The organism is Sphingomonas spermidinifaciens (assembly GCF_002351485.1).
Classification (GTDB): Bacteria; Pseudomonadota; Alphaproteobacteria; order Sphingomonadales; family Sphingomonadaceae; genus Sphingomonas; species Sphingomonas spermidinifaciens.
This window is the reverse complement of record NZ_NWMW01000001.1, coordinates 103,762-125,028: the sequence shown is the minus strand read 5'-3', so window position 1 is coordinate 125,028 and position 21,267 is coordinate 103,762. Positions and strand designations below refer to the sequence as shown.

Genomic DNA, 21,267 nt, shown 5'->3' with positions numbered 1-21,267 from the left:
CGGCGGTAGCCGAAACGCGCTGGTCGGCAAAGCCTCGCCTAACGGCGCCCGAACAGCTTCTCGATATCGCCGTGCGCCAGCTTCACCCATGTCGGGCGGCCGTGATTGCACTGGCCCGAATGCGGCGTGACCTCCATCTCCCGGAGCAGGGCGTTCATCTCAGGCACCGACAGCACACGGCCCGCACGGACCGAACCATGGCAGGCCATCGTCGCGGCGACATGATCGAGCCGCTCCTTCAGCGACAGGGCCTGATCGTGAGCGGCAATCTCGTCGGCGAGGTCGCGGATCAGGCCGGCGACGTCGCTCTGGCCGAGCAGCGCGGGGACGGCGCGGACGAGCACGGCCTGCGCACCGAAGCGCTCGATCTCCAGCCCCATCTCGGCCAGTTCGCCGGCACGCTCCTCGAGCCGGTCGCAGGCGGGTTCGTCGAGTTCGATCACCTCGGGCAGCAACAGCGCCTGTCGCGGCGCCCCGCCCGCCGCCAGCGCGCGTCGCAGGCGTTCGAGGACGAGGCGCTCGTGCGCGGCATGCTGGTCGACGATGACGAGGCCGTCCTCGGCCTCTGCGACGATATAGGTGCGCGCAACCTGTCCGCGCGCCACGCCGAGGGGATGCGTGGTGGTCGAGGGGACGGGCTCCGACGCCGGCTCGGCGCAGGCGGCGGGGGGCGGCGACAGGAAGGTGGGGCGCGCGTCCCTGACGAGCAGGTCGCCCGCCGGCGTCCCCCAGGCGAACGCCTCCGGCGGGGGTGCCGATGACGCCATGGGCTCGGCCTGCCAGTTGGCCATTGCGCCGGCATCGGCGGCCTGCACGACCCGGTGCCCCGCCTCGTCGAGCGCACGCCGGAGGCCGCTGACGATCAGGCCACGCACCAGCGCCGGATCGCGAAAGCGGACCTCGGTCTTGGCGGGGTGGACGTTCACGTCGACGCCGTCGGCGGGCACGTCGAGGAACAGCGCCACGACGGCATGGCGGTCCCTCGCCAGCATCTCGGCATAGGCCCCGCGCACCGCGCCTACGAGCAGCTTGTCGCGCACCGGCCGGCCGTTGACGAACAGATACTGGTGGTCGGCGATCCCGCGGTTGAAGGTCGGCAGGCCCGCGACGCCGCCCAGCACATGGCCGGCGCGCTCCAGATCGACCGCGACCGAATTGTCGGCAAGCGCACGGTCCGTCAGCGCCGCCACCCGCTCGGGCCGCGTCTCCCCGGGCGGTACCGACAGCACGCGGCGGCCGTCATGCTCGACCGCAAAGCCGATCTCGGGCCGCGCCATCGCGAGGCGGCGGACGATGTCGAGACAGGCGGCATATTCGGCGCGCGGGCTGCGCAGGAACTTGCGGCGCGCGGGGATCCGCTCGAACAATCCCTCGACGCGGACGCGCGTACCGGGCGGCAGGGCCGCCGGCCCCTCCTCGACCAGCGTGCCGTTGTCGACGATCCGCCGCCACCCCTCACCGCCGCGCTCGCGGCTTTCGAGAATGAGGCGGGCGACACTGGCGATCGAGGGCAACGCTTCGCCGCGAAAACCGAGCGTTGCGACGCCTTCGATCGCACCCGTTTCCCAAAGCGATTCGGGCAATTTCGACGTGGCGTGGCGCTCGAGCGCCAGCGCCATGCTGTCGGCGTCCATGCCGCAGCCATCGTCGATCACCTCGATCCCGTCGATCCCGCCGGCGGACAGCCGCACCGAAATGCGGCAAGCCCCTGCATCGACGGCATTTTCGACCAGCTCTTTCAGTGCGGAGGCGGGCCGCTCGACCACCTCGCCCGCGGCGATGCGGTTGATCAGGGTCGGCGGGAGGCGGCGTATTGACATGCCCGAGCGTGTAGCCCAAGCGGCGGCATCCCGCGACCCGCATCCGCCACCCTTTACCGGCGCCGGACTTCCGGCAGGCGGTGGGTCCGGCTAGACGCTGCAGCACCTCCGCGCGCTCGCCTTGCGTGCGGCAACAACGGGTTGGTCGATGATTTTCTCGCGATTGTTCAAGTTCATGTCGCACGATATGGCGATCGACCTGGGGACGGCGAACACCGTCGTATATCTGCGCGGCCGCGGCGTCGTGCTCAACGAGCCGTCGGTGGTGGCGGTTGAGACGCTCAACGGCGTGAAGCGCGTGAAGGCGGTCGGCGACGATGCCAAGCTGATGATGGGCAAGACGCCCGGCTCCATCGAGGCGATCCGGCCGCTGCGCGACGGCGTGATCGCCGACATCGACGTCGCCGAGCAGATGATCAAGCACTTCATTGAAAAGGTGCACGGCCGCCGCCGCGGCCCGTTCAGCTTCCCGCAGATCGTCATCTGCGTCCCCTCGGGCTCGACCAGCGTCGAGCGGCGCGCGATCCGCGATGCCGCCTCGAACGCCGGCGCCAGCCAGGTCTTCCTGATCGAGGAGCCGATGGCCGCCGCGATCGGTGCCGACATGCCCGTGACCGAGCCGATCGGCTCCATGGTCGTCGACATCGGCGGCGGCACGACCGAGGTTGCGGTGCTCAGCCTGCGCGGCCTTGCCTATTCCACCAGCGTGCGTGTCGGCGGCGACAAGATGGACGAGGCGATCGTCAGCTATGTCCGCCGGAACCACAACCTCCTGATCGGCGAGGCGACGGCCGAGCGCATCAAGCAGGAAGTCGGCTGCGCCAAGCCGCCGATCGACGGGATCGGGGCGACGATCCACATCAAGGGCCGCGACCTCGTCAACGGCGTCCCCAAGGAGATCCAGATCAACCAGGGCCAGATCGCCGAGGCGCTGTCGGAGCCCGTGGGCACGATCATCGAGGGCGTCCGCATCGCGCTGGAGAACACCGCGCCCGAACTCGCCGCCGACATTGTCGATCAGGGCATCGTCCTGACCGGCGGCGGCGCACTCCTTCAGGGCATCGACGAGGTGCTGCGCGACGAGACGGGGCTGCCGGTGACGATCGCCGAGGATCCGCTGACCTGCGTCGCGCTCGGCACCGGCCGCGCGCTCGAGGATCCGATCTACCGCGGCGTCCTGCTCGCGGTCTGAAGTCGATAGGGAGGGCGCGACGATGGCGCCGCCGCGCAAATCGCGCCCCGGCTTCTCCCGGCGCGCACAGTTCGGGCTGTTCCTCGGCTATGTCGCGGCGGTCGTCGGCGCGCTGGTCGGTGCGGTTCTGATCGCGCTCTCCTTTCTCCACCCGCCCGCCTATATCGCCGCCCGCGGCATCCTTCGCGAGGCGACGACGCCGGTGTCCACGGGCCTCCATTGGGCACGCCGGCGCGTCGCCGATATTCCACCCGGCGTTGGCGGCTACTTCGGCGTAATGGGCGAGAACCGACGGCTCAAGGCCGAGCGCGAGGCCGAGAAGCAACTGGTCGAGCGCGCGCGTGGGCTGGTGATCGAGAATATCCGCCTGCGCCGCCTGCTTCAGCTGCGCGATCGCGAGGCCGAGACGGTGGCAATGGCACGGCTGGTGAATGCCACCTCCGCTAGCACGCGCCGCTTTGCCACGCTCAACGCCGGGCTGTGGCAGGGCGTGCGCGCGGGCTATCCGGTGCGCGGGCCGGAGGGGTTGATCGGCCGCGTGCTCGAAGTCAGTCCCAATACCGCCCGCGTGCTGCTCGCGGTCGATCCCGAGAGCATCATTCCGGTCCGGCGGGTGCGGGACGGCATGCCGGCAATCGCCACCGGGCGCGGCGATGGGCTGATTCAGGTGCGCGTCGCCGGCATCGCCAACATGCCCTATCGCACGGGCGACGTGTTCGTGACCTCAGGCGCGGGCGGCCTCTATCCGCCGGGCATCCCGGTGGCGCGCGTCCTCGGCAACGCACGCGACACGGCCGCGGCACGCCCGCTCGCCAATCCCGACGCGCTTGATTTTGCGCTGGTGCAGCGGCCCTATCTGCTGCCCCCCGCGCGGCCCGAAGCGGCGCCCAAGTGAACGAACCGCTCCGCTCCGCATTTTCTGAGCCAGAGCCGCCGCGCCGCTCGCGCCGGCTTGCCCCGGTCACGGTGATGCTCGGTTCATTGGCGACGCTGTTGCCCGTCATCTCGACGGTGCCCTGGATGCCGCCCTTCGGGCTGATGCTGCTGCTCGGCTGGCGGCTGCTCCGTCCCGACGTGCTGCGCGTCTGGGCGGGGGCGCCGCTCGGCCTGTTCGACGATCTTGTCAGCGGCCAGCCGATCGGCAGCGCGATGCTGCTATGGGGCCTGTCGCTGATCGTGCTGGATATGTTAGACCTGCGCCTCGTGTGGCGTGATTTCTGGCAGGATTGGCTGTTGGCGAGCGGGACGATCGCATTCTGCCTGATCGGCGGCCGGCTCATCGCCTCGCCGCTGGGGTCGAATGTCGATACCGCGGTGGGGCTCCAGATCCTGTCGTCGGCCGCACTCTATCCGCTGGTCGCGCGCCTCTGCTTCGCGCTCGACGTCAAGGGCAAGCCGTGAGCGGTCCGATCCGCCAGGTGACGGAGGCGGCGCAGGCCTTTTCCTTCTCGCGTCGTGCGCTGGCGCTCGGACTCGGGCAATTGGGCATCGGCGGGTTGCTGATCGGACGGATGGCGTGGCTCTCGGTCGCCGAGAACGAGCGCTACAAGCTGTTGTCGGAAAGCAATCGCGTCAGCATGACCCTGATCCCGCCGCGGCGCGGCTGGATCGTCGATCGCGCTGGCCATGCGATCGCCAACAACCGCACCGACTTTCGCATCGACCTGATCCCGGAGCGCGTGGTCGACCCCGCGCGCGTCGTCGCCGATCTCGCCCGGCTTCTGAAGCTCGACCCGAGCGAGGTCGAGCGGATCACCCGCGAACTCGCCAAGACGCGCGGACTGCAACCCGTTCCCGTCGCTGAGAACCTCGACTGGGACCGATACGCCTCGGTCGTGGTGCGCCAGCCGGAGCTTCCGGGGGTCGCGCCCACGCAGGGATACGCGCGCAATTACCCTGCAGGCGCAGCGGTTGCGCATCTCGTCGGCTATGTCGGCGCGGCCAATGCAGAGCAGTACAAGGCTACCAAGGATCCGCTCTACCTCGCGCCTGGCTTCAAGCTCGGCAAGGACGGGCTAGAAAAGTCTTTGGAAACCGACCTGCGGGGGAGGCCCGGTGCACGCCGGGTCGAGGTGACGGCAGGCGGGCGACCCGTTCGCGACCTCGAGACGCGTGGCGATGTGCCGGGCCGCACCGTCAAGCTGACGATCGACGTCGGGCTTCAGGAATATGCCGCGCGCCGGCTCGGCAACGAAAGCGGCAGCGCGGTGGTGATCGATGCGCGCACCGGCGGCATCCTCGCCATGGCATCGATGCCGGCCTATGACCCCAACAGCTTTTCCGACGGCATCAGCCGGCTCGAATGGGGGATGCTGAGCGGGGACGACCATCTGCCCCTGATGAACAAGGTGCTGCAGGGGCTATATCCACCGGGTTCGACGTTCAAACCGGCGACGGCACTCGCGGCGCTGCGGTCGGGGATCGATCCCGAACGCACGGTGCATTGTCCGGGCGGCTACCAGCTCGGCAACCGCTTCTTCCGCTGCCTGGGGCGCCACGGCTCGGTCAATCTGCACCGCGCGATCGCCAAGAGCTGCAACACCTATTTCTACACCATGGGGCGCGAGGTCGGGATGGACGCCGTCGCCGCCGCGGCGCGTGAACTGGGCCTCGGCGCCGAATATCCACTGCCCTTCCCCTCGCAGCGTTACGGCACGATCCCCGACCCGGCGTGGAAGCTGCGCAAGTACGACCAGAAATGGTCGCAGGCGGACACGCTCAATGCCTCGATAGGCCAGGGCTATATCCTCACCAGTCCGCTCCAGCTGGCAGTGCAGGCGTCTCGGATCGCGTCGGGTCGCGGGCTGATGCCGCGCATCCTCTCCGACGCGCCGGTGGTGGCACCGATGCTCGACGTTCCGCCAGAGCGCATGGCGCTGATCCGCTCGGGCATGGACGAGGTGGTGAACGGCGCCGGCACCGCGGTGCGCAGCCGGCTCCAGCTCGACGGCGTCCGAATGGGGGGCAAGACCGGCACCGCACAGGTCCGCCGCATCGCCGGCGGGGCGCGCGGCGGCCTCAACGTGCCTTGGAAGTACCGCGACCACGGGCTGTTCATCGGGTTCGCGCCGGTAGAAGCGCCGCTCTATGCCGTCGCTGTCGTGATCGAGCACGGCATGTCGGGATCGGGCGCCGCGGCCCCGGTCGCGCGCGACCTGCTCACCTATCTGTTCGACCGACCCAAGGCGATGGAGACGCTGGCGGCGTTCGAGAAGCAATGGGGCGGCGACCTCAACACACGCATGGCGGCCAAGGCCGAGGCGTATCGCCTCGTCCAGCAGGCACCGATCCCCATCCCCACACCATCGCCCAATCCGGAGGTCGCCCCGCCGACCACTCGAGACCGGGACTGACCAGAACGACATCGGCCGCGCGCGCCCGATCGGAAGGATCGCGAAAAAAGGGGTTGCCGCCCCCCGGACCCGATGCTAGTGGCGCGCCTCCCGACGCGGGAACGGGCCGATAACGGCCGGTTGCCACTACCGGAACGGACGCATAGCTCAGTTGGTAGAGCAGCTGACTCTTAATCAGCGGGTCCTAGGTTCGAGCCCTAGTGCGTCCACCATCTCCATCGACATTGCGCAGATTTTGAGCCCCCACCGGGCGTCTGGGCGGCGGTCGATTTGCAACGTGGGCGTGCGCGCTCATCGACCTAGCTCCCCCTCCAGCAGTCAGCCCTGCGCCGGCCGAAAGTCTCGGAACCTTTCGTAAGCTCCTGCTGTTGCGCCGAAAGACGGGCTGACGACCAGAAATCCGACGCTGCCCCCAGGGTCAGCATCGAAGCCGGACGGTTAGCGCCGCCGGGCGTCCAGACGACGCCATAGTCTTTTGGGGTCGACGGAATAAGTCGAAGCACGCGGTGTCATACCTCCCATTCGCTGACGAATGAGGCCCCCGTGATCCGACGGAACATCTTGCTGACCGGCACCTTGCTGCTGGCCTCCGCTGCGCAGGCGGCGGCGTTGCCCGAGGCGTTCTCGGAGGCAATGGGCGTTGCAATGGACCGGATGATGGCGGACATGCACGTGCCCACCACCGGCGATGTCGACCGCGACTTTGTCACCATGATGATCCCGCATCATCAGGGGGCGATCGACATGGCCGTGGCAGAGCTGCGCTACGGCAAGAACCCCAATCTCAAGCGGATCGCGCAGGAGATCATCATCGAGCAGCAGCAGGAGATCGCTGCGATGCGCCTTGCCATGGGTGATCCGCTGCCACCCTCTGTGCCCGCGCCTACCCAGCAGCGCGCCCACGAGCCCTTCGGGAAGGGACACTGACATGAAGAGCGCCGCCCTGATCCTGGCACTGGCCACGACTCCCCTTCCCGCGCTCGCCCAGGCCACCGGTCAAGCGCCCTGGAACCGCGATGTTCCGGCCAGCCACCGCGACCGCGTCTACGCTGCCGAGCAATTCTCGAACACGGTCTCGGTCATTGATCCTGTCGACGGCAAGCTGCTCGGCGTGATCCGCCTTGGCGATCCTCAGCCTGCCAATTTCAGCCCGCTCTACAGGGGGCAGGTGCTCGTTCACGGCCTTGGCTTCTCGCCCGACGGCAAGACGCTCGCCGTGGTATCGATCGGATCGAACGCAGTGACGTTCATCGACACCGCCACCAATCGTGTGAAGCATACCACCTATGTCGGCCGCAGCCCGCACGAGGCTTTCTTAACGCCAGACGGCAAGGAGGTGTGGGTGACGGTACGCGGCGAGGACTATATCGCGGTTCTCGATCCAACGACCTATCAAGAGACCTTACGGCTCAAGACGCCAGGCGGGCCCGGCATGACGACCTTCTCGCCCGACGGGAAATACGGCTATGTCTGTTCCTCGTTCAATCCCGAGCTCGTCGTGTTCGACGTGGCCAGCCACACCATCGTCGGTCGCGTCGCCCAGCCCAGCCCCTTCTGCCCCAACATCGCCGCCACTCCGGACGGCGAGCAGGTCTGGTATACGCTTAAGGACATCGGCAAGACGGTGGTGATCGACGCGAAGCCGCCTTTCGCGACGCTGAAGGTGATCGACACCGGCCCGATCACCAACCATGTCAACTTCGCGGCGACATCTCGCGGCATCTTGGCCTATGTCACGATCGGCGGCCGCGGGGACATGCAGGTATTCCGAACCGACAGCTTCGAGAGGGTCGCCACCGTCCCGGTTGGTCGGCTCCCCCACGGCATCTGGCCGTCGGGCGATGGCCGTCGCATTTTTGTCGGTCTCGAAAATGACGACGGTCTTGCCGTCGTCGACACGGCGACCAACAAGCTGGTCGGCACGGTGCCGATCGGCCAGGCGCCCCAGGCCATCGCCTATGTCGCCAATGCCGTTCCGCGCGGTGACGGGCTCCAGAACCTGCAACCGCTTGGCCTTGCGGGCCAGTCCAGCACGCTTTCGCTCGGCAAGGGCGGTCGGGCGCTGACCAACGTCACGCTGTTCGACCAGGGACTGATCCAGGTCCTCCAGGCATCCGCAACCGGGCTCATGCCGAAGCGCCCCTATCAGCTCGTTCTCGCAGCCCGTGCCGACGGGGGCGGCGAGGTGCAACCGCTCGCCAGCTTCACGACCAATCCGAGCGGCGCGGCGATCGTAAATGCGAGCGGCCCGATCCGGCAGGTGGTGCAGGCAGATGCCTCGTCCGGCCGACGCTGGCTTGCGATCAGGGAAGGGACTGCCGACGCGCCCGGCGCCATCGTGCAAGTGCAGCAGCGCTGAAGCGCCATGCACGACATGATGCTCCTGATCGAACCGCTGATCCCCCGGCTGCGGCGCTATGCGCGCGTACTGCTGCGCGACAGCGCCGCAGCGGATGATCTCGTGCAGGACTGCCTCGAGCGCGCGATCAGCCGCTGGCACCAGCGGCGCGCCGATGGCGATGCCCGGACCTGGCTGTTCACAATCCTGCACAATCTGGCGATGAACCGCATTCGCCAGACCGCTCGCCGCGGCGCACATGTCCCGGTGGAGGATGCCAGCCCGGCTGCGATAGCGCGAGCACCCGACCAGGAATCGCGCATCCATCAACGCGATGTAATGCAGGCACTCGATCGATTACCCGACGACCAGCGCGCGGTGCTGCTGCTCGTGACGATCGAAGAACTGAGTTACGCCGATACGGCAAAAGCGCTGGACGTGCCGATCGGCACGGTGATGTCGCGGCTGTCGCGCGCGCGATTGCGCCTGCGCGACGAGATCGCAGGTCGCGAGCAGCCCGCAGTGCCGAGTTTGAGGAGAGTGAAATGAGTGGCGGCCGCCCGATCACCGAGGACGACCTCCAGGGCTATATCGACGATGCGATCGACAGCCGCCGTCGCGGCGAAGTCGAAGCCTATCTTGCCATCCATCCCGAGGTCGCAGAGCGCGTCGCGATCGACCGGGCTCTGCGCGACAGTTTGCGCGATGCCCTGGCCCCGATCGCGGACGAGCCGGTGCCGGCGGAGCTCAACCTCAGCCGCCTGGTCGATCGTCATCGGCGCCCGCGCCGGGATTGGCGTGGCGGTCCCTGGCAGGTGGCCGCCGCATTGATGCTGATGGTTCTGGGCGGCGCCGGCGGCTGGGGCTTGCGGTCAGTCCAGGAAGCTCCGCACGCCGGCATCGCTGCGCTCGCTCAGGAGGCTGCGGACAGCTACGCGGTATATGCGCCGGACACGGGCCGGCCAGTGGAGATCAAGGCCGCCGATGCGCCCCAGTTGGTCCGATGGGCATCGCGTCGTCTCGAACGCCCGGTATCGATCCCCGACCTGTCGGGCGCGGGATACAGCTTCATCGGCGGCCGCGTCGTCCCGACGCCACATGGTCCTGCGGTGCTGTACATGTTCGACGACGGCAAAGGCACACGGCTGACGATGCTCGCGCGCAACATGGCGATCGATCGCGATTCGCCGATGAAGCTCGAGTCGACCGGGCAGGTCACGTCGGTCAGTTGGTCGCGCGACGGGCTGGGGTTCAGCCTGGTCGGTCCGCTCGATCGAGCGCGTCTCCATCCCATCGCGGATGTGGCCCGGGCGCAGTTCAGCGGCCCGATCTAGTTGATTTTGGGGAATAGAGCCAGCTGGCTAGGCTAGGTATCGTCCGCGTTTCGATGGGGCCGGCTGATCCGATCCGTGATCGACAAGGACGCAGCGTATCGTTCTGTCCGTTGTGGCCCCTGTGTCGCGACCCGGACGCCGGCCGGCGCCGCACCCAGCCTCTCGCGCATGGTGACGAGTCAATCGTGACGCGCGACGATGGCAACGGCCAACGGACCGATCCTGAACGTCCGCTCTATCGCTGGGCCATGAACGCGAAGCTCGGCGCTATCAGCGGCGACGCTTGCTGAACAATGCACGGCATGTCGCACTGATCGAGGCGAAATATATCCGACTCTCCGAAATAATCGGTGCCAACCGGTGTCTAACAAGCACCGTGTCCGCCACGTAGCGGGCCGGCGATCAAAAAACAAAAGGGGAAGGTCCTTCATGTACTCTTACAGCAATGGCGGGCGCCTTGCCCGCCATATCCTGTCGTGCGCCCTGCTCATCGCGAGTTCAACGAGCGCTCCGGCGCTCGCCCAGGCCATTTCCGATCCCGCCGGCGACTTTATCCCGAGCTTTACCGGACCGAAGAATGGCGACCTTGACCTGATCCGCGTTGAAGCGACCTTTGACGGTGCCAAGTTCCGCCTCGACGCGGCGACTGCCGCGCCGATCGGAACCACGCCGACCGGGCTCTATGTCTGGGGCTTCAATCGCGGAAAGGGCACCGCGGGCTTCGCCGCGATCGGCGCCACCGGCGTGCTGTTCGATTCGGTGGTGATCGTAAATCCGCGCGCGGGCACGGTGACGGTTCGCGACCTGATCTCCGGCACCGGCACCACGGTGCCCGCAAGCGCGATCAAGATCTCGGGCAACCAGATTAGCGCCGAAATTCCCGCCAACCTGCTCTCCCCGCAGGGGCTCGAACAGGCCAAGTTCCTCGTTAATCTGTGGCCCCGCAGCGCCAATGGCGGGAACGAGACGATTCCCGACTTCGGACCCGACAATGCGAATACGCGACTGGTCCTCGCCTTCCCGACGCCGGCAGAAGCTTCGGTCCAGACCGAAGCCGTCTTCGACGATGCCAGCGACCGGTTTGCGCGTATCAAGCGCCGGCTGGACGCGCAGCGTCGCGGTGGTGGCGGGAACATTGGGGGCTTCCTCGATCTGGGCGCGCGTTTCGGCACGCGCGGCATCGGCGAATCGCTCGCGCGCGATACCGTCAATCGGATCACGGCCGGGGGCATCGACTATGCACTGACCCGCAATGCGGTGGTCGGTCTCGGCTTCGCCGCGAACCGAACCCATGCCGATCTGGCATCGGGCGGAACGCTTAAGGCGAACATCTATTCGCCCGAACTCTATTTCGGCTTTCGGTCGGGCGCGCTGCATCTCGACGGCTATGCCGCCTACAGCATCGTCGAGTATGATTCGCGTCGCCTGTTGCCAATCGGGGCCGACCTCCTGCTCGCGACCGCTCGCCCAGAGGGGGATGCCCTAAGCTTCGCCGGCTCAATCGGCTATGAGGTCGGTGCGAAGAGCCTCACCTTCACGCCCGGTATCGATCTGCTCGTGACCCGCGCCCACGTCGATGGCTATGCCGAGACCAACGATCAGGATTTCGGCGCGGCGCTTGCCGACCGCCGCCGCACCAGCGCCCGGTTGGGCATCGGTGCGGCCGTCCGCTATGCGAAGCTCTATGGCTGGGGCAGTGTCGCCCTTCATGCGAAGGGCCGCTACATCACCGAACTCGCCGACAAGCGGGATGGCATCGCCTTCGCCTACACCGCACAGCCCGACGTCTTGTTCGACCTGCAGGGGCCAAAGACCGGCATCGATCACGGTCTCATCGAGATCGGCGCCGATGTGACGAGCCGGACCGGCCTTCGCGCCGCCCTTTCCTACGCGCCGCGGCTCGATGGACATGGCTTTATCGACCACGCCGCCGTGTTCACAATCGGCATGGCGTTCTGATCAGGCGGGCGCTTCGCGATACCATGGCGAGCGCCCCAACCCTCGACACTGCTAAGAGCCGAGGCCCATGCGGCCTGACTGGTCGCATTCGTCCCCTCCCTCGATCAGGTCGAGTGCGAATTTGACGGGGAGCCCGCTCCGCCAACGTCCGGACGCTTGGCCCATACTGCTCGCCATGGCCCAACAGAAGGAAACGACGCCGCTCACCCGGACGATTCCGATCGCGGTGCGCGCCCCCCGCAGGAATGGTCGCATCCGGCCTGCCTGAACCGATAGGGCGAAACCACAGAGCGAGATGTCGACGCAAACCATCGCAAGCAGCCACGCAGACTGCACGTGGCTGCCCTCCCTGTGAAAGCATCTCGCAGGTAATCGAGCACTCGTTGCAAGGGAGGTCGTCTCAGCTGGTATGCCAGCCCCTTCGCAGCAGCCCACTGCATAGCGGCCCCACACCGACCGCAGCAGGTTTGCGTCGTGTGGAAAGGATCGCGGCACTGGCCCTTCACTACTCCGGTCACCCACGCGCGGCGAGTGGTAGCGCGAGGGTAGCCGGACGTGCCGCAACCTGCGCGCATGAGCAACGAAAGCCGGTCCGCCGATGTCATCGAACCCCTGGACGCCGCCTACTTCGAAGCGGCGCTCGACCGACTCCCGATCGAGGCGCTGAACGTCGCCCAGCCCGAGCTGTTCGCCGCCGGGCTGGCGCCGCAATATCTCGCCCGACTGCGCCACGAGGCGCCGGTGCATTACTGCGCGGAAAGCCGCTTCGGCCCCTATTGGTCGATCACACGCCACGCCGACATCGAGGCAATCGAGCTCAATACCGAAGTCTTTTCGTCGGCGCATGCGAACGGCGGCATCACCATCGGCTCCAGCGCCGACGATCCGCAGTTTCTCCCCGCCTTCCTCTCGATGGACCCGCCGAACCACGCGGCGCAGCGCAAGGTCGTGGCGCCCGCCTTCGCGCCCGAGCGGCTGTCGGCAATGACGCCCCGGTTGCGCGCCTGGGCGGCCGAGATCCTAGACGGGCTGCCGCGCGGCAGCTGGTTCGACTGGACCGACCGTGTGTCGATCGAGTTCAGCGCGCGCACGCTTGCACTGCTGCTGGGCTTTCCGCAGGCGCGTTCACGCGACCTGATCCACTGGTCCGACACGATGGTGGCGCTGCCCGGGCACCCCGCCTTCGTCTCGCTCGACCACAAGCTGCGGGTGATGCACGAATGTTTCGGCACATTCGACGCGATCCGGGCAGAGCGGCGCGCGGCGAGCGAGGGAGACGACCTGATCTCGCTGCTGGCGCGGGGTGCGGAGACACGGGACATGCCGAAGGAGGAGTTCTACGGCAATATCCTGCTGCTCATCGTGGGCGGCAACGACACCACCCGCAACAGCATCAGCGGCAGCATCCTCGCCATGCACCGCTTCCCCGAGTCATGGCGCAAGCTACAGGCAGATCGGGATCTCCTCGCCAGCCTCACGCCCGAGCTGCTGCGCTGGCAAAGCCCGATTGCCCATATGCGCCGGACCGCCATGTGCGATGCGACGATCGGCGGACGAACCATTCGCCGCGGCGACAAGGTGGTGCTTTGGTATCTCTCCGCCAATCGCGACGAAGCGCTGTTCGAGGGCGCCGACGATTTCGTGCTCGATCGACAGAATGCGCGCCGCCATCTCGCATTCGGCTTCGGCATCCACCGCTGCATCGGTGCGCGGCTTGCCGATCTTCAGATCCGCACGCTGTGGGAAGCCATCTTGGAGCGCGGACTGTCGTTCGAGGTGGAAGCGGAACCGCTGCGCATCCCCTCCACCTTCATCAACGGGTATCAACGCGTCCTCGTGCGCCTGTCTTGAACGACCCCGGGATGCGCCGGGAGCGACGATTGTCGGCTCGAGGCGTCCTGAATGTTTGCTGTGATCAATCTGCAGTGGATGCGTCCACACACATCCCGGGGATAGGAAACAGCATAGCAACGCTCGTCCCGTTGAATGCTCCCATGCCGAGAGCACAGGATCCCCCAAGGCGAGCCACCCCAGACCTGACCAATGTGTCGCATAAGACGAACCCCAACGGCGTCGTATTTACAGAGCCTTGGGCGTCAAAGATCGTACTAGTATTCTCTCGATATGAATCGCGCTATGGTCGCAGCAACCTAATCGCGGGCTCCGCCTGCCGCTTCTCTCGACCGATCCACCGCCCTTTAAATTGCCGATTCTATCAATATGTTTGGCCATCTGTCCGCGCTTAGCGTGGAGACGTCGCACAGAGGTTGCGAATAGGTCCGTCGGGTCGAGGAGTCGGAAAGCTTGAAGGATATTTTGACCACGGCAGACGCAGCGAAGTTGCTGGGCGTATCGGTACGCACGTCCCAAGTGCTGATTGAGGGCGGCACGATCCCTTCGTGGAAGACTCCGGGCGGCCATCGCCGGGTCTATCTCGCCGATGTGCTGGCATTGATCGACAGCAAGCAGGCGCCGGCGGATACCGAGGCCTCCGCGATCCTCGTCGTCATCGCGGCAAGCGACCGCATGCCAGACTATCATGCTGCGACCGCAAATGCCGCCGATTTCGAGATCGAGTATTTCGACGACGTGCTAGCTGCGCTGGTCCTGATCGGCTCGACGCGGCCCTATGCCGTACTGGTCGACTGCGCCTCAGGGTTCAACAGTCAGCCGCTGTTGCGTAGCCTAGCGGCGAACAAGTCGATCGCCGCGACCCGGCTCGTCGCAGTCGGCAGCGATGGCTGCGTCCCGATCGAACTCAGCGCGCGGGTCACACGCGCCGCGGCACCGGCGCAAGCGCTCGCGCATCTGCGCGGATCGGCATTCCTCACAGAGGGTACGGAGTTTGCAGATTGGGGGGTCGCCTTTCCGGTCTCACAGGACGAACGGCGGCGACTGATGGCGGTCGAGCGCTCGGGCCTGCTCCATTCTGAGAACGAAGAGAGTTTCGACAGACTGACCTGGCTCGCCGCGCAGACCTTCGACGCGCCGATCGCGCTACTGACTCTGCTCACTCCGACCAAGCAATGGTTCAAGTCGAAGGTCGGCCTCGACATGACCGAGACGCCGCGCAGCTGGGCTTTCTGCAACCATACGATTCTGCAACGCGAGATCTTTACCGTCCCCGATCTTTCAGCCGACCCGCGGTTCGCCGACAATCCGGCGGTGGCAGGCGATCCGGGCTTCCGCTTCTATACTGGCGCGCCGGTGACCGATGATGACGGGTTCATCGTCGGATCGCTTTGCGTGATTGATCGCAAGCCGCGTGTGATCGGCGACCGCGAGGCCAAGACACTGCAGGCACTCGCAGCCATGGCTTCGGACGAAGTCCGGCTCCGTGCGCTTGACCGGAAGCTGCGCTCGACAGCGCGCGCAAAGCGCTAGCCTCTTCGCCGCGCGGCATCGACAATCGCGCGCCGATCAATTGTCCCCCGAGAGCGCCCGGTCATGCATCGAATGCCACCGCCGTCTGCGTGGATTTCCGCGTTCGTTGCGGCGCTGGTCGGCTTCGGCGGCACTGTCGCGCTGGTAATCCAGGCACTGCACGCGCTCGGCGCAACGGGCACGCAGATCGGCACGGCGCTCACTGCCCTGTGCCTGGGGATCGCCATAGGCAGCGCGGTGCTGTCGTTTCAGCAACGGGTGCCGGTGATCCTCGCATGGTCCACGCCCGGCGCCGCATTGCTCGCGGGCATGTCTGGCCTGTCGTGGAGCGTCGCGACCGGCGCCTTCGTCTTCGCGGCGCTGGTCGGGATCGCATTCAGCCTGATCCCGACGCTCGGGCGGCTGGCGGCGGCGATCCCGCACGCGATCGCCGCTGCAATGCTGGCGGGCGTACTGATGCCCTTCTGCCTGGCCTTGTTCCGGCTGGGCAGCGTCGATCCGCTGCTGGTGGCAAGCCTTGCCCTCCTCTTCCTCGTCGCACGGCAGCGTATCCCGGTCTATGCGCTGCTGGTCGTGCTTGCGGCCGGCATCCTGCTCGCGTTCGTGCGCGGCCAGGTTGGGGGCGTGGCGCCTGGCGCCGTCTTCGGCAGCCTCGTGCCGGCGCCGATGGAGGTTGACGCCAGCGTGCTTGCCAGCGTCGGGCTACCGCTGTTCTTCGTGACCCTCGTGTCGCAGAACCTGCCCGGCCTCGCGGTGCTGCGCGGGGCCGGCTATCCGGCGAGGCCGACGCCGCTGCTGCTTGGGACCGGGCTCGCCAGCCTCGCTGCGGCGCCGTTCGGCGGACATGCAGTGAATCTGGCGGCGATCACCGCAGCGATCTGCACCAACGAAGAGGCCGATCCGGAGCCGCACCGCCGCTGGAAGACGGGCCTTCTCTATGGCGGCTTCTACCTTCTGCTCGCCGGCTTCGCGCCGCTGCTGGTCCGCCACTTCCTCGCTTTGCCCCCGACGCTGATGGCGGCGCTCACCGGCATCGCGCTACTCCCGCCGCTCGGCGCCGCGATTAGCAGCCTCGCGACGGCGGCGCAGGACCGTGATGCCGCGATCTTGACCCTGCTCGTCACCGCATCGGGCGTGTCCGTTTTCGGGCTGGGATCAGCGCTCTGGGGGATCGTCGCCGGGCTAGTCGCGCTGGCCGTCTCCAGGCTGCTGAAGCGCAGATAGCGTCTCTCGAAAGGCTGGCTTGGGGAACGTGTCCTCCCGGCGCCGCGGCCGTAACATGTCTGTAGCCAAGATTTTGATCCGGCAGTATTGCCATATTTGATAGAAATGATAGGCCGCCTGCGCCGGAGGTGGACGCACGAACCCCAACCCTTCGGACTGCCGGATGTGGAGAGCCCCCGCTGCGTCCGGCAGCGCAAACGAGTTGAGAGTCACCCGTCCTCAGGCGCGGCCGACGGCATTTCCACGCCGTCGCGGCGCCAACGGATCCGCGTGCCTCCTTCCCGACCGCGCATCAGCCATTCGAAGGAGTTTGACGATGACCCAAGCACAGCCCACCAGCCATCCGGACTTCCTGCGCCGCGCGGCTGAAAACCAGGCCCGCCTGACCGCCGACCTCGAGCCCGCCTATGACTTTGTCGTCTGCGGCGCCGGCTCATCCGGCTCGGTCGTCGCGCGGCGGCTCGCCGAGAATGCGGCCGCCCAGGTCCTGCTCGTCGAAGCCGGCGGCAGCGACGACGACGAGTCGGTGCTGAACCCCGCCTTGTGGCCGACGAATCTCGGCAGCGAACGCGACTGGGGCTTCACCGCCGAGCCCAACCCGCATCTGAACGGCCGCGCCCTGTCAATGGCGATGGGCAAGGGCCTGGGCGGGGGCTCCAGCATCAACGTGATGGTCTGGGCGCGCGGCCACCGCAACGACTGGGAGCATTTCGCGGCGGAAGCGGGCGATCCAAGCTGGAGCTATCAGAACGTCCTCGACATCTATCGCCGCATCGAGAACTGGCAGGGTGCCCCAGACCCCGGCCATCGCGGCACGGGCGGTCCGGTCTGGGTGCAGCCGGCCGCCGATCCGAGTCCGATCGCGCACGCACTGCTCGATGCTGCCGGCGAACTCGGCATCCCCACCTATGACAGCCCCAATGGCGCCATGATGGAAAACGAGGGCGGCGCGGCGATCAGCGACATGCTGGTTCGCGACGGCCGGCGCCAGTCGCTGTTCCGCGCCTATGTGCAGCCCTATCTCGATCGCCCGAACCTGACGGTACTGACCGGCGCGACCGTCGAGCGGATCGCCTTCGACGGCAACCGCGTCGTCGGTGTCGACCTGATCCATGGCGGCGAGCGCAAGCGGATCGGCGCGCGGCACGAAGTGGTGCTCTCGATGGGCGCGATGCAGACGCCAAAGGTGCTGATGCATTCCGGCATTGGCGACGAGGCCGAACTGCGCCGGGTGGGCATCCCCGTTCGCCAGCACCTGCCGGGCGTGGGCGCCAATCTGCAGGACCATGTCTCGTTCGGCTGCACCTGGGAATATGCCGAGCCGATCGCCCCGCGCAACAGCGGCAGCGAGGCGACGCTCTACTGGAAGAGCCGCCCCGAACTGACCGCGCCGGATCTGCTGTTCTGCCAGGTCGAGTTCCCGGTGCCGAGCGAACGCACCGCCTCGCGCGGGGTGCCCGAACACGGCTGGACAATGTTCGCAGGGCTGGCGCAGCCGCACAGCCGTGGCCGGCTGCGCTTGCGCAGCGACGATCCGGCGGCGGCGCTGCAGATCGACGCGAACATGCTGTCGGAGCCAGCGGACATGACCGCGGCGCTTGCCTGCGTCGAGCTTTGTCGCGAAATTGGCAATGCGCAGGCCTTCCGCCCCCTGGTGCGCGGCGAAGCGATGCCGGGCCACCTGAGCCGCGACGCGCTGAAGGACTATGTGCGCGACGCGGCGGTCACCTACTGGCACCAGACCTGCACCGCAAAGATGGGGCGCGACAGCATGTCGGTGGTCGATGGCGCGCTGTGCGTCTATGGCATCCATGGGCTGCGTATCGCCGATGGCTCGATCATGCCGCGCGTCACGACGGGCAACACGCAGGCGCCGTGCGCAATCATTGGCGAGCAGGCCGCAGCCAGACTCCGCGCCACGCATCAACTTTAATCCCTCGACCCGCCGGGTGTGTGCGCGGATCGCAGGACACACCCGGTGCTCCGGCCACCTGCGCAAGTCCCCTGCGGAGTTCCTGCCATGTACCGCTTTCCCATGCATGCATTCTCTGAACAGGGTCGGCGCGCGACCAGCATCGGCCGGATCCTCGTCGTCGATGAAGACGAGCGGGTCCGCGACCATGTCCTCACCTATCTGCGCGACCATCGCTGGACCGCGATCGGCTCCGGCACGCGCGACCTCGCTCACCAGCTGCACAACCGCGCGCTGAGCCTCGTCTTCCTCAGCGCGCGGCTGTGCAGTCGCGACGCGCTGGACGTGTTGCGCGAGATCCGCAGCCGATCGGATGTGCCGGTGATCCTGTACGATGATGGCGAAAGCGATCGCGTCAGCGCCATTGTGGGATTGGAGCTGGGCGCCGACGACTTCCTCACCGGCCCACTCAATGTCGCCGAGTTGTTGGCGCGCGCGCGAGCGGTGCTGCGGCGGCAGGAACTGGGCCGCGTCGTCGGTACGCCGCTGCGCGGCGGCTATCGTTTTGCGGGATGGGAAATGCGTCATGCCGGGCGCGCGCTGATCGCTCCTGATGGGGCCGAAATCGATCTCACCAAAGGAGAGTACAGTCTGCTCTCCGCGCTGCTCGACGCCCCCGGACGATCGCTGTCGCGCGTCCACCTGATGCGTGCCACCCGCGCCCATGACGACATCTACGACCGCAGCATCGACGTGCAGGTTCTGCGGCTTCGCAGGAAGCTGGCGCGGGTACCCGGCGGCGAGACGCTGATCAAAACCGAGCGGGGTTTCGGCTATCGACTGGAGGCCGAGGTCGAGGCGCTGTTTTGACAGCTGCCCGGGAAGCCGGCAGTGCGGCCGACCGGCTCCCTTCCCTCGATGCTGCACAGGATCTTGAGCAGAGTCGCAGCGTATGTGACGTATCGGTAGCGGCGTCGGGGCAATCCAGCGGTACCACCGGATGCCAACGTCTCGCCGGTGATACTAGCACCGACAGCCATTCTTCCCGTGCGCCCTGACGCGCGCCAGACCTGGGGTACGAGCTTCGCTCCGGCCCGCCGCTCAGGATCCCGAGGCCAGCAGTACCGTCACGCGCTTCAGCCGCGCGCGGACCGCCGGCGCATCGAGTGGTACGTAGCGATGCAGGATCTTCCCTTCGAGGTCCCGCACGACGATGGCGGGGCGCACGTGCCACCGCGCCTCTAGCTGCTGCCACGCGATCAGTTCGGCGAGCTCTTCGCCCGGTGCCACGCTGGCGTACAGCGACACGAACGGCGTCTGCCTCATGCCGGCATAGAGCGCAGCCGCATCGCCTATCGGTCGCTTGGCGCCGCCACGCCAGGCAATGCTGCCGGTTGCATTGTTGACGAGGCCCGGTGCCAGCGCCCTTCCCTCGCCCCGCGCCCAGACGCCCTCGCGAAACGCGTTGCGCGTCGACAGGCCGAGCACCCGGTCGACGATATGGCTGCTCTCGTGCAGCAGGATGTAAGGAACGGCGGGCAGCTCGCCTGCCTCGATGCGCACCGTCGTGCCAGAGCCATCAGCCTCGAACAGCCCAGCCTCCTTGTCCGTGAGGAAGCGACTCAGCGATTCTCGGAACAGTCCCGCGCGCAGCGTCAGGTCGAACAGCGCCTCCCCGCAATCCGCGTCCACCTGGCTGGTCAGTGCATTGCCCGCACCGTCGGAGGCCTCGACGAAGCTGATGCGACGAAGGTGGCGCTGCAGAATATCACGATGCTGGCGCGGCAGCGCTGCGATCGCGGCATCCACCTGTTTCCACTCGGCGTCCGAAAGGTTGTGCGGACCCACGCCCGTTGCGCCCGATCCCCGATATGCGGCGAGGACGTCGCGCGAGGGCTCACCCACCCGCGCGCGCAGTGGCATTGCCGGATCGAATGGGATCGCACACGGCGGCTCGCGATCGGCGCGGGACAGGGCAGAGGCGCCCGGGGCGAGGACGAACGCTGCGGTGATCACCACCGCAAAAACCCGGTTATGCATGTCGCATCCCTTGTCAGTGGGTCGATGGCAATCGCTGGGCGCCGCCCCGCTGTTGGCGACGGCGACGTAAGGCGCTGCCGGGCCATTCTAGCGCGAGACGCTGAAAAGCTCCCGCCTGCCAACTGCCCGGTCAATATCCCGAAAACAGACACGGCGCATCTTGAATCGTCTCTCTTATTGCCCAAACCCGGCGTGTTCTTTTTCGCGACTTATTTCCACGAGGATCGACACGGCGATCTCGAGGACGTCGTCGCCCGCTTCACGGCCGATGCCACCGTTCGCGACGAGGACGTGATGAACCGCGGCCACGACGCAGTTGGCGCTTGGAAGACAAAATCCCCCACCGTCTACAGCTATACCAGCGAGCCCTTAGCGGTGACGACCACCGGCGATCAGACGATCGTGACGAGCCATCTTGTCGGCGACTTCCCCGGCAACCCGCTCGACCTGCGCTATCTCTTCACATTGCGCGACAGCAAGATCGCCGCGCTGGAGATCCAGCCGTAAGCGGCTTTCTCGACCTGAAACGCGGGATCGCGCTAGCACAAGGATCGCCGCTGCAGACGCGCTCCCCGCGACTTCATGGCGCGTCAGCTTCCGCATTCCTCTATCCGGTGCACAGGATCACAATTGCGCCGTTCTGCGCCTTGGCTTCGGAGGTGGCCTCGGGCGCAACTGGATGGAGGGCCCGCGTCGCGACGAGTGACTGGA

General features: G+C 67.0%; 17 protein-coding genes and 1 tRNA gene. 16 read left to right on the top strand and 2 right to left on the bottom strand.

Features of this window, described 5'->3' with window-relative positions; genetic code table 11:
* Positions 1-38 precede the first annotated feature (38 nt).
* Positions 39-1,820 carry a DNA mismatch repair endonuclease MutL gene (gene mutL / locus COC42_RS00585; protein ID WP_096341371.1) on the bottom strand — a complete coding sequence of 594 codons (1,782 nt, stop codon included), beginning with the start codon at positions 1,818-1,820 and terminating at the stop codon, positions 39-41.
* A gap of 148 nt (positions 1,821-1,968) precedes the next feature.
* On the opposite strand from mutL, the gene COC42_RS00580 reads away from it, so the two are divergent.
* The 15 genes from COC42_RS00580 (at position 1,969) to COC42_RS00500 (ending at position 19,386) form a co-directional block, all read left to right on the top strand.
* Complete coding sequence (locus COC42_RS00580; protein ID WP_096341370.1) at positions 1,969-3,012, top strand: rod shape-determining protein; 1,044 nt, start codon at positions 1,969-1,971, stop codon at positions 3,010-3,012.
* 22 nt (positions 3,013-3,034) lie between these two features.
* Entirely contained in the window at positions 3,035-3,907 is an 873-nt protein-coding gene (locus COC42_RS00575; protein ID WP_096341369.1) for a rod shape-determining protein MreC, read from the top strand.
* A complete protein-coding gene (mreD, locus tag COC42_RS00570; RefSeq protein WP_096341368.1) occupies positions 3,904-4,413 on the top strand; it encodes a rod shape-determining protein MreD in 510 nt (169 codons plus the stop codon). The genes COC42_RS00575 and mreD overlap by 4 nt, the downstream gene beginning before the upstream one ends.
* A complete protein-coding gene (gene mrdA / locus COC42_RS00565; RefSeq protein ID WP_245843747.1) occupies positions 4,410-6,365 on the top strand; it encodes a penicillin-binding protein 2 in 1,956 nt (651 codons plus the stop codon). The genes mreD and mrdA overlap by 4 nt, the downstream gene beginning before the upstream one ends.
* 136 nt (positions 6,366-6,501) lie before the next feature.
* Positions 6,502-6,577, top strand: a tRNA-Lys gene (locus COC42_RS00560).
* 349 nt (positions 6,578-6,926) lie between these two features.
* Positions 6,927-7,292 carry a DUF305 domain-containing protein gene (locus COC42_RS00555; protein WP_245843746.1) on the top strand — a complete coding sequence of 122 codons (366 nt, stop codon included), beginning with the start codon at positions 6,927-6,929 and terminating at the stop codon, positions 7,290-7,292.
* Position 7,293: 1 nt separating this feature from the next.
* Positions 7,294-8,724, top strand: a complete 1,431-nt coding sequence (locus COC42_RS00550; RefSeq protein WP_096341366.1) for a YncE family protein — start codon at positions 7,294-7,296, stop codon at positions 8,722-8,724.
* A gap of 6 nt (positions 8,725-8,730) precedes the next feature.
* Positions 8,731-9,252, top strand: a complete 522-nt coding sequence (locus tag COC42_RS00545; protein ID WP_096341365.1) for an RNA polymerase sigma factor — start codon at positions 8,731-8,733, stop codon at positions 9,250-9,252.
* A complete protein-coding gene (locus tag COC42_RS00540; RefSeq protein ID WP_096341364.1) occupies positions 9,249-10,037 on the top strand; it encodes an anti-sigma factor family protein in 789 nt (262 codons plus the stop codon). Before COC42_RS00545 ends, COC42_RS00540 begins: the two co-directional genes overlap by 4 nt.
* A 429-nt stretch (positions 10,038-10,466) precedes the next feature.
* A complete protein-coding gene (locus COC42_RS00530; RefSeq protein WP_096341362.1) occupies positions 10,467-11,996 on the top strand; it encodes an autotransporter outer membrane beta-barrel domain-containing protein in 1,530 nt (509 codons plus the stop codon).
* A 573-nt stretch (positions 11,997-12,569) separates the two neighbouring features.
* Entirely contained in the window at positions 12,570-13,847 is a 1,278-nt protein-coding gene (locus COC42_RS00520; protein ID WP_096341360.1) for a cytochrome P450, read from the top strand.
* Positions 13,848-14,300: 453 nt separating this feature from the next.
* Positions 14,301-15,380 carry a GAF domain-containing protein gene (locus COC42_RS00515; RefSeq protein WP_096341359.1) on the top strand — a complete coding sequence of 360 codons (1,080 nt, stop codon included), beginning with the start codon at positions 14,301-14,303 and terminating at the stop codon, positions 15,378-15,380.
* 63 nt (positions 15,381-15,443) lie between these two features.
* Positions 15,444-16,604 (top strand): benzoate/H(+) symporter BenE family transporter, encoded by a 1,161-nt coding sequence (locus COC42_RS00510; RefSeq protein WP_096341358.1) that lies wholly within the window; start codon positions 15,444-15,446, stop codon positions 16,602-16,604.
* Between the two features lie 316 nt (positions 16,605-16,920).
* Positions 16,921-18,537 (top strand): GMC family oxidoreductase, encoded by a 1,617-nt coding sequence (locus tag COC42_RS00505; RefSeq protein ID WP_096341357.1) that lies wholly within the window; start codon positions 16,921-16,923, stop codon positions 18,535-18,537.
* A gap of 87 nt (positions 18,538-18,624) precedes the next feature.
* A complete protein-coding gene (locus COC42_RS00500) occupies positions 18,625-19,386 on the top strand; it encodes a winged helix-turn-helix domain-containing protein (RefSeq protein WP_217991249.1) in 762 nt (253 codons plus the stop codon).
* Positions 19,387-19,617: 231 nt separating this feature from the next.
* On the opposite strand, the gene COC42_RS00495 is transcribed toward COC42_RS00500, so the two are convergent.
* Positions 19,618-20,556: a hypothetical protein gene (locus tag COC42_RS00495; protein WP_096341355.1), complete on the bottom strand. Its 939-nt coding sequence runs from the start codon at positions 20,554-20,556 to the stop codon at positions 19,618-19,620.
* Positions 20,557-20,580: 24 nt separating this feature from the next.
* Here COC42_RS00495 and COC42_RS00490 point away from each other — a divergent pair, with 24 nt between their 5' ends.
* Entirely contained in the window at positions 20,581-21,063 is a 483-nt protein-coding gene (locus COC42_RS00490; protein WP_217991248.1) for a nuclear transport factor 2 family protein, read from the top strand.
* Positions 21,064-21,267: the final 204 nt, after the last annotated feature.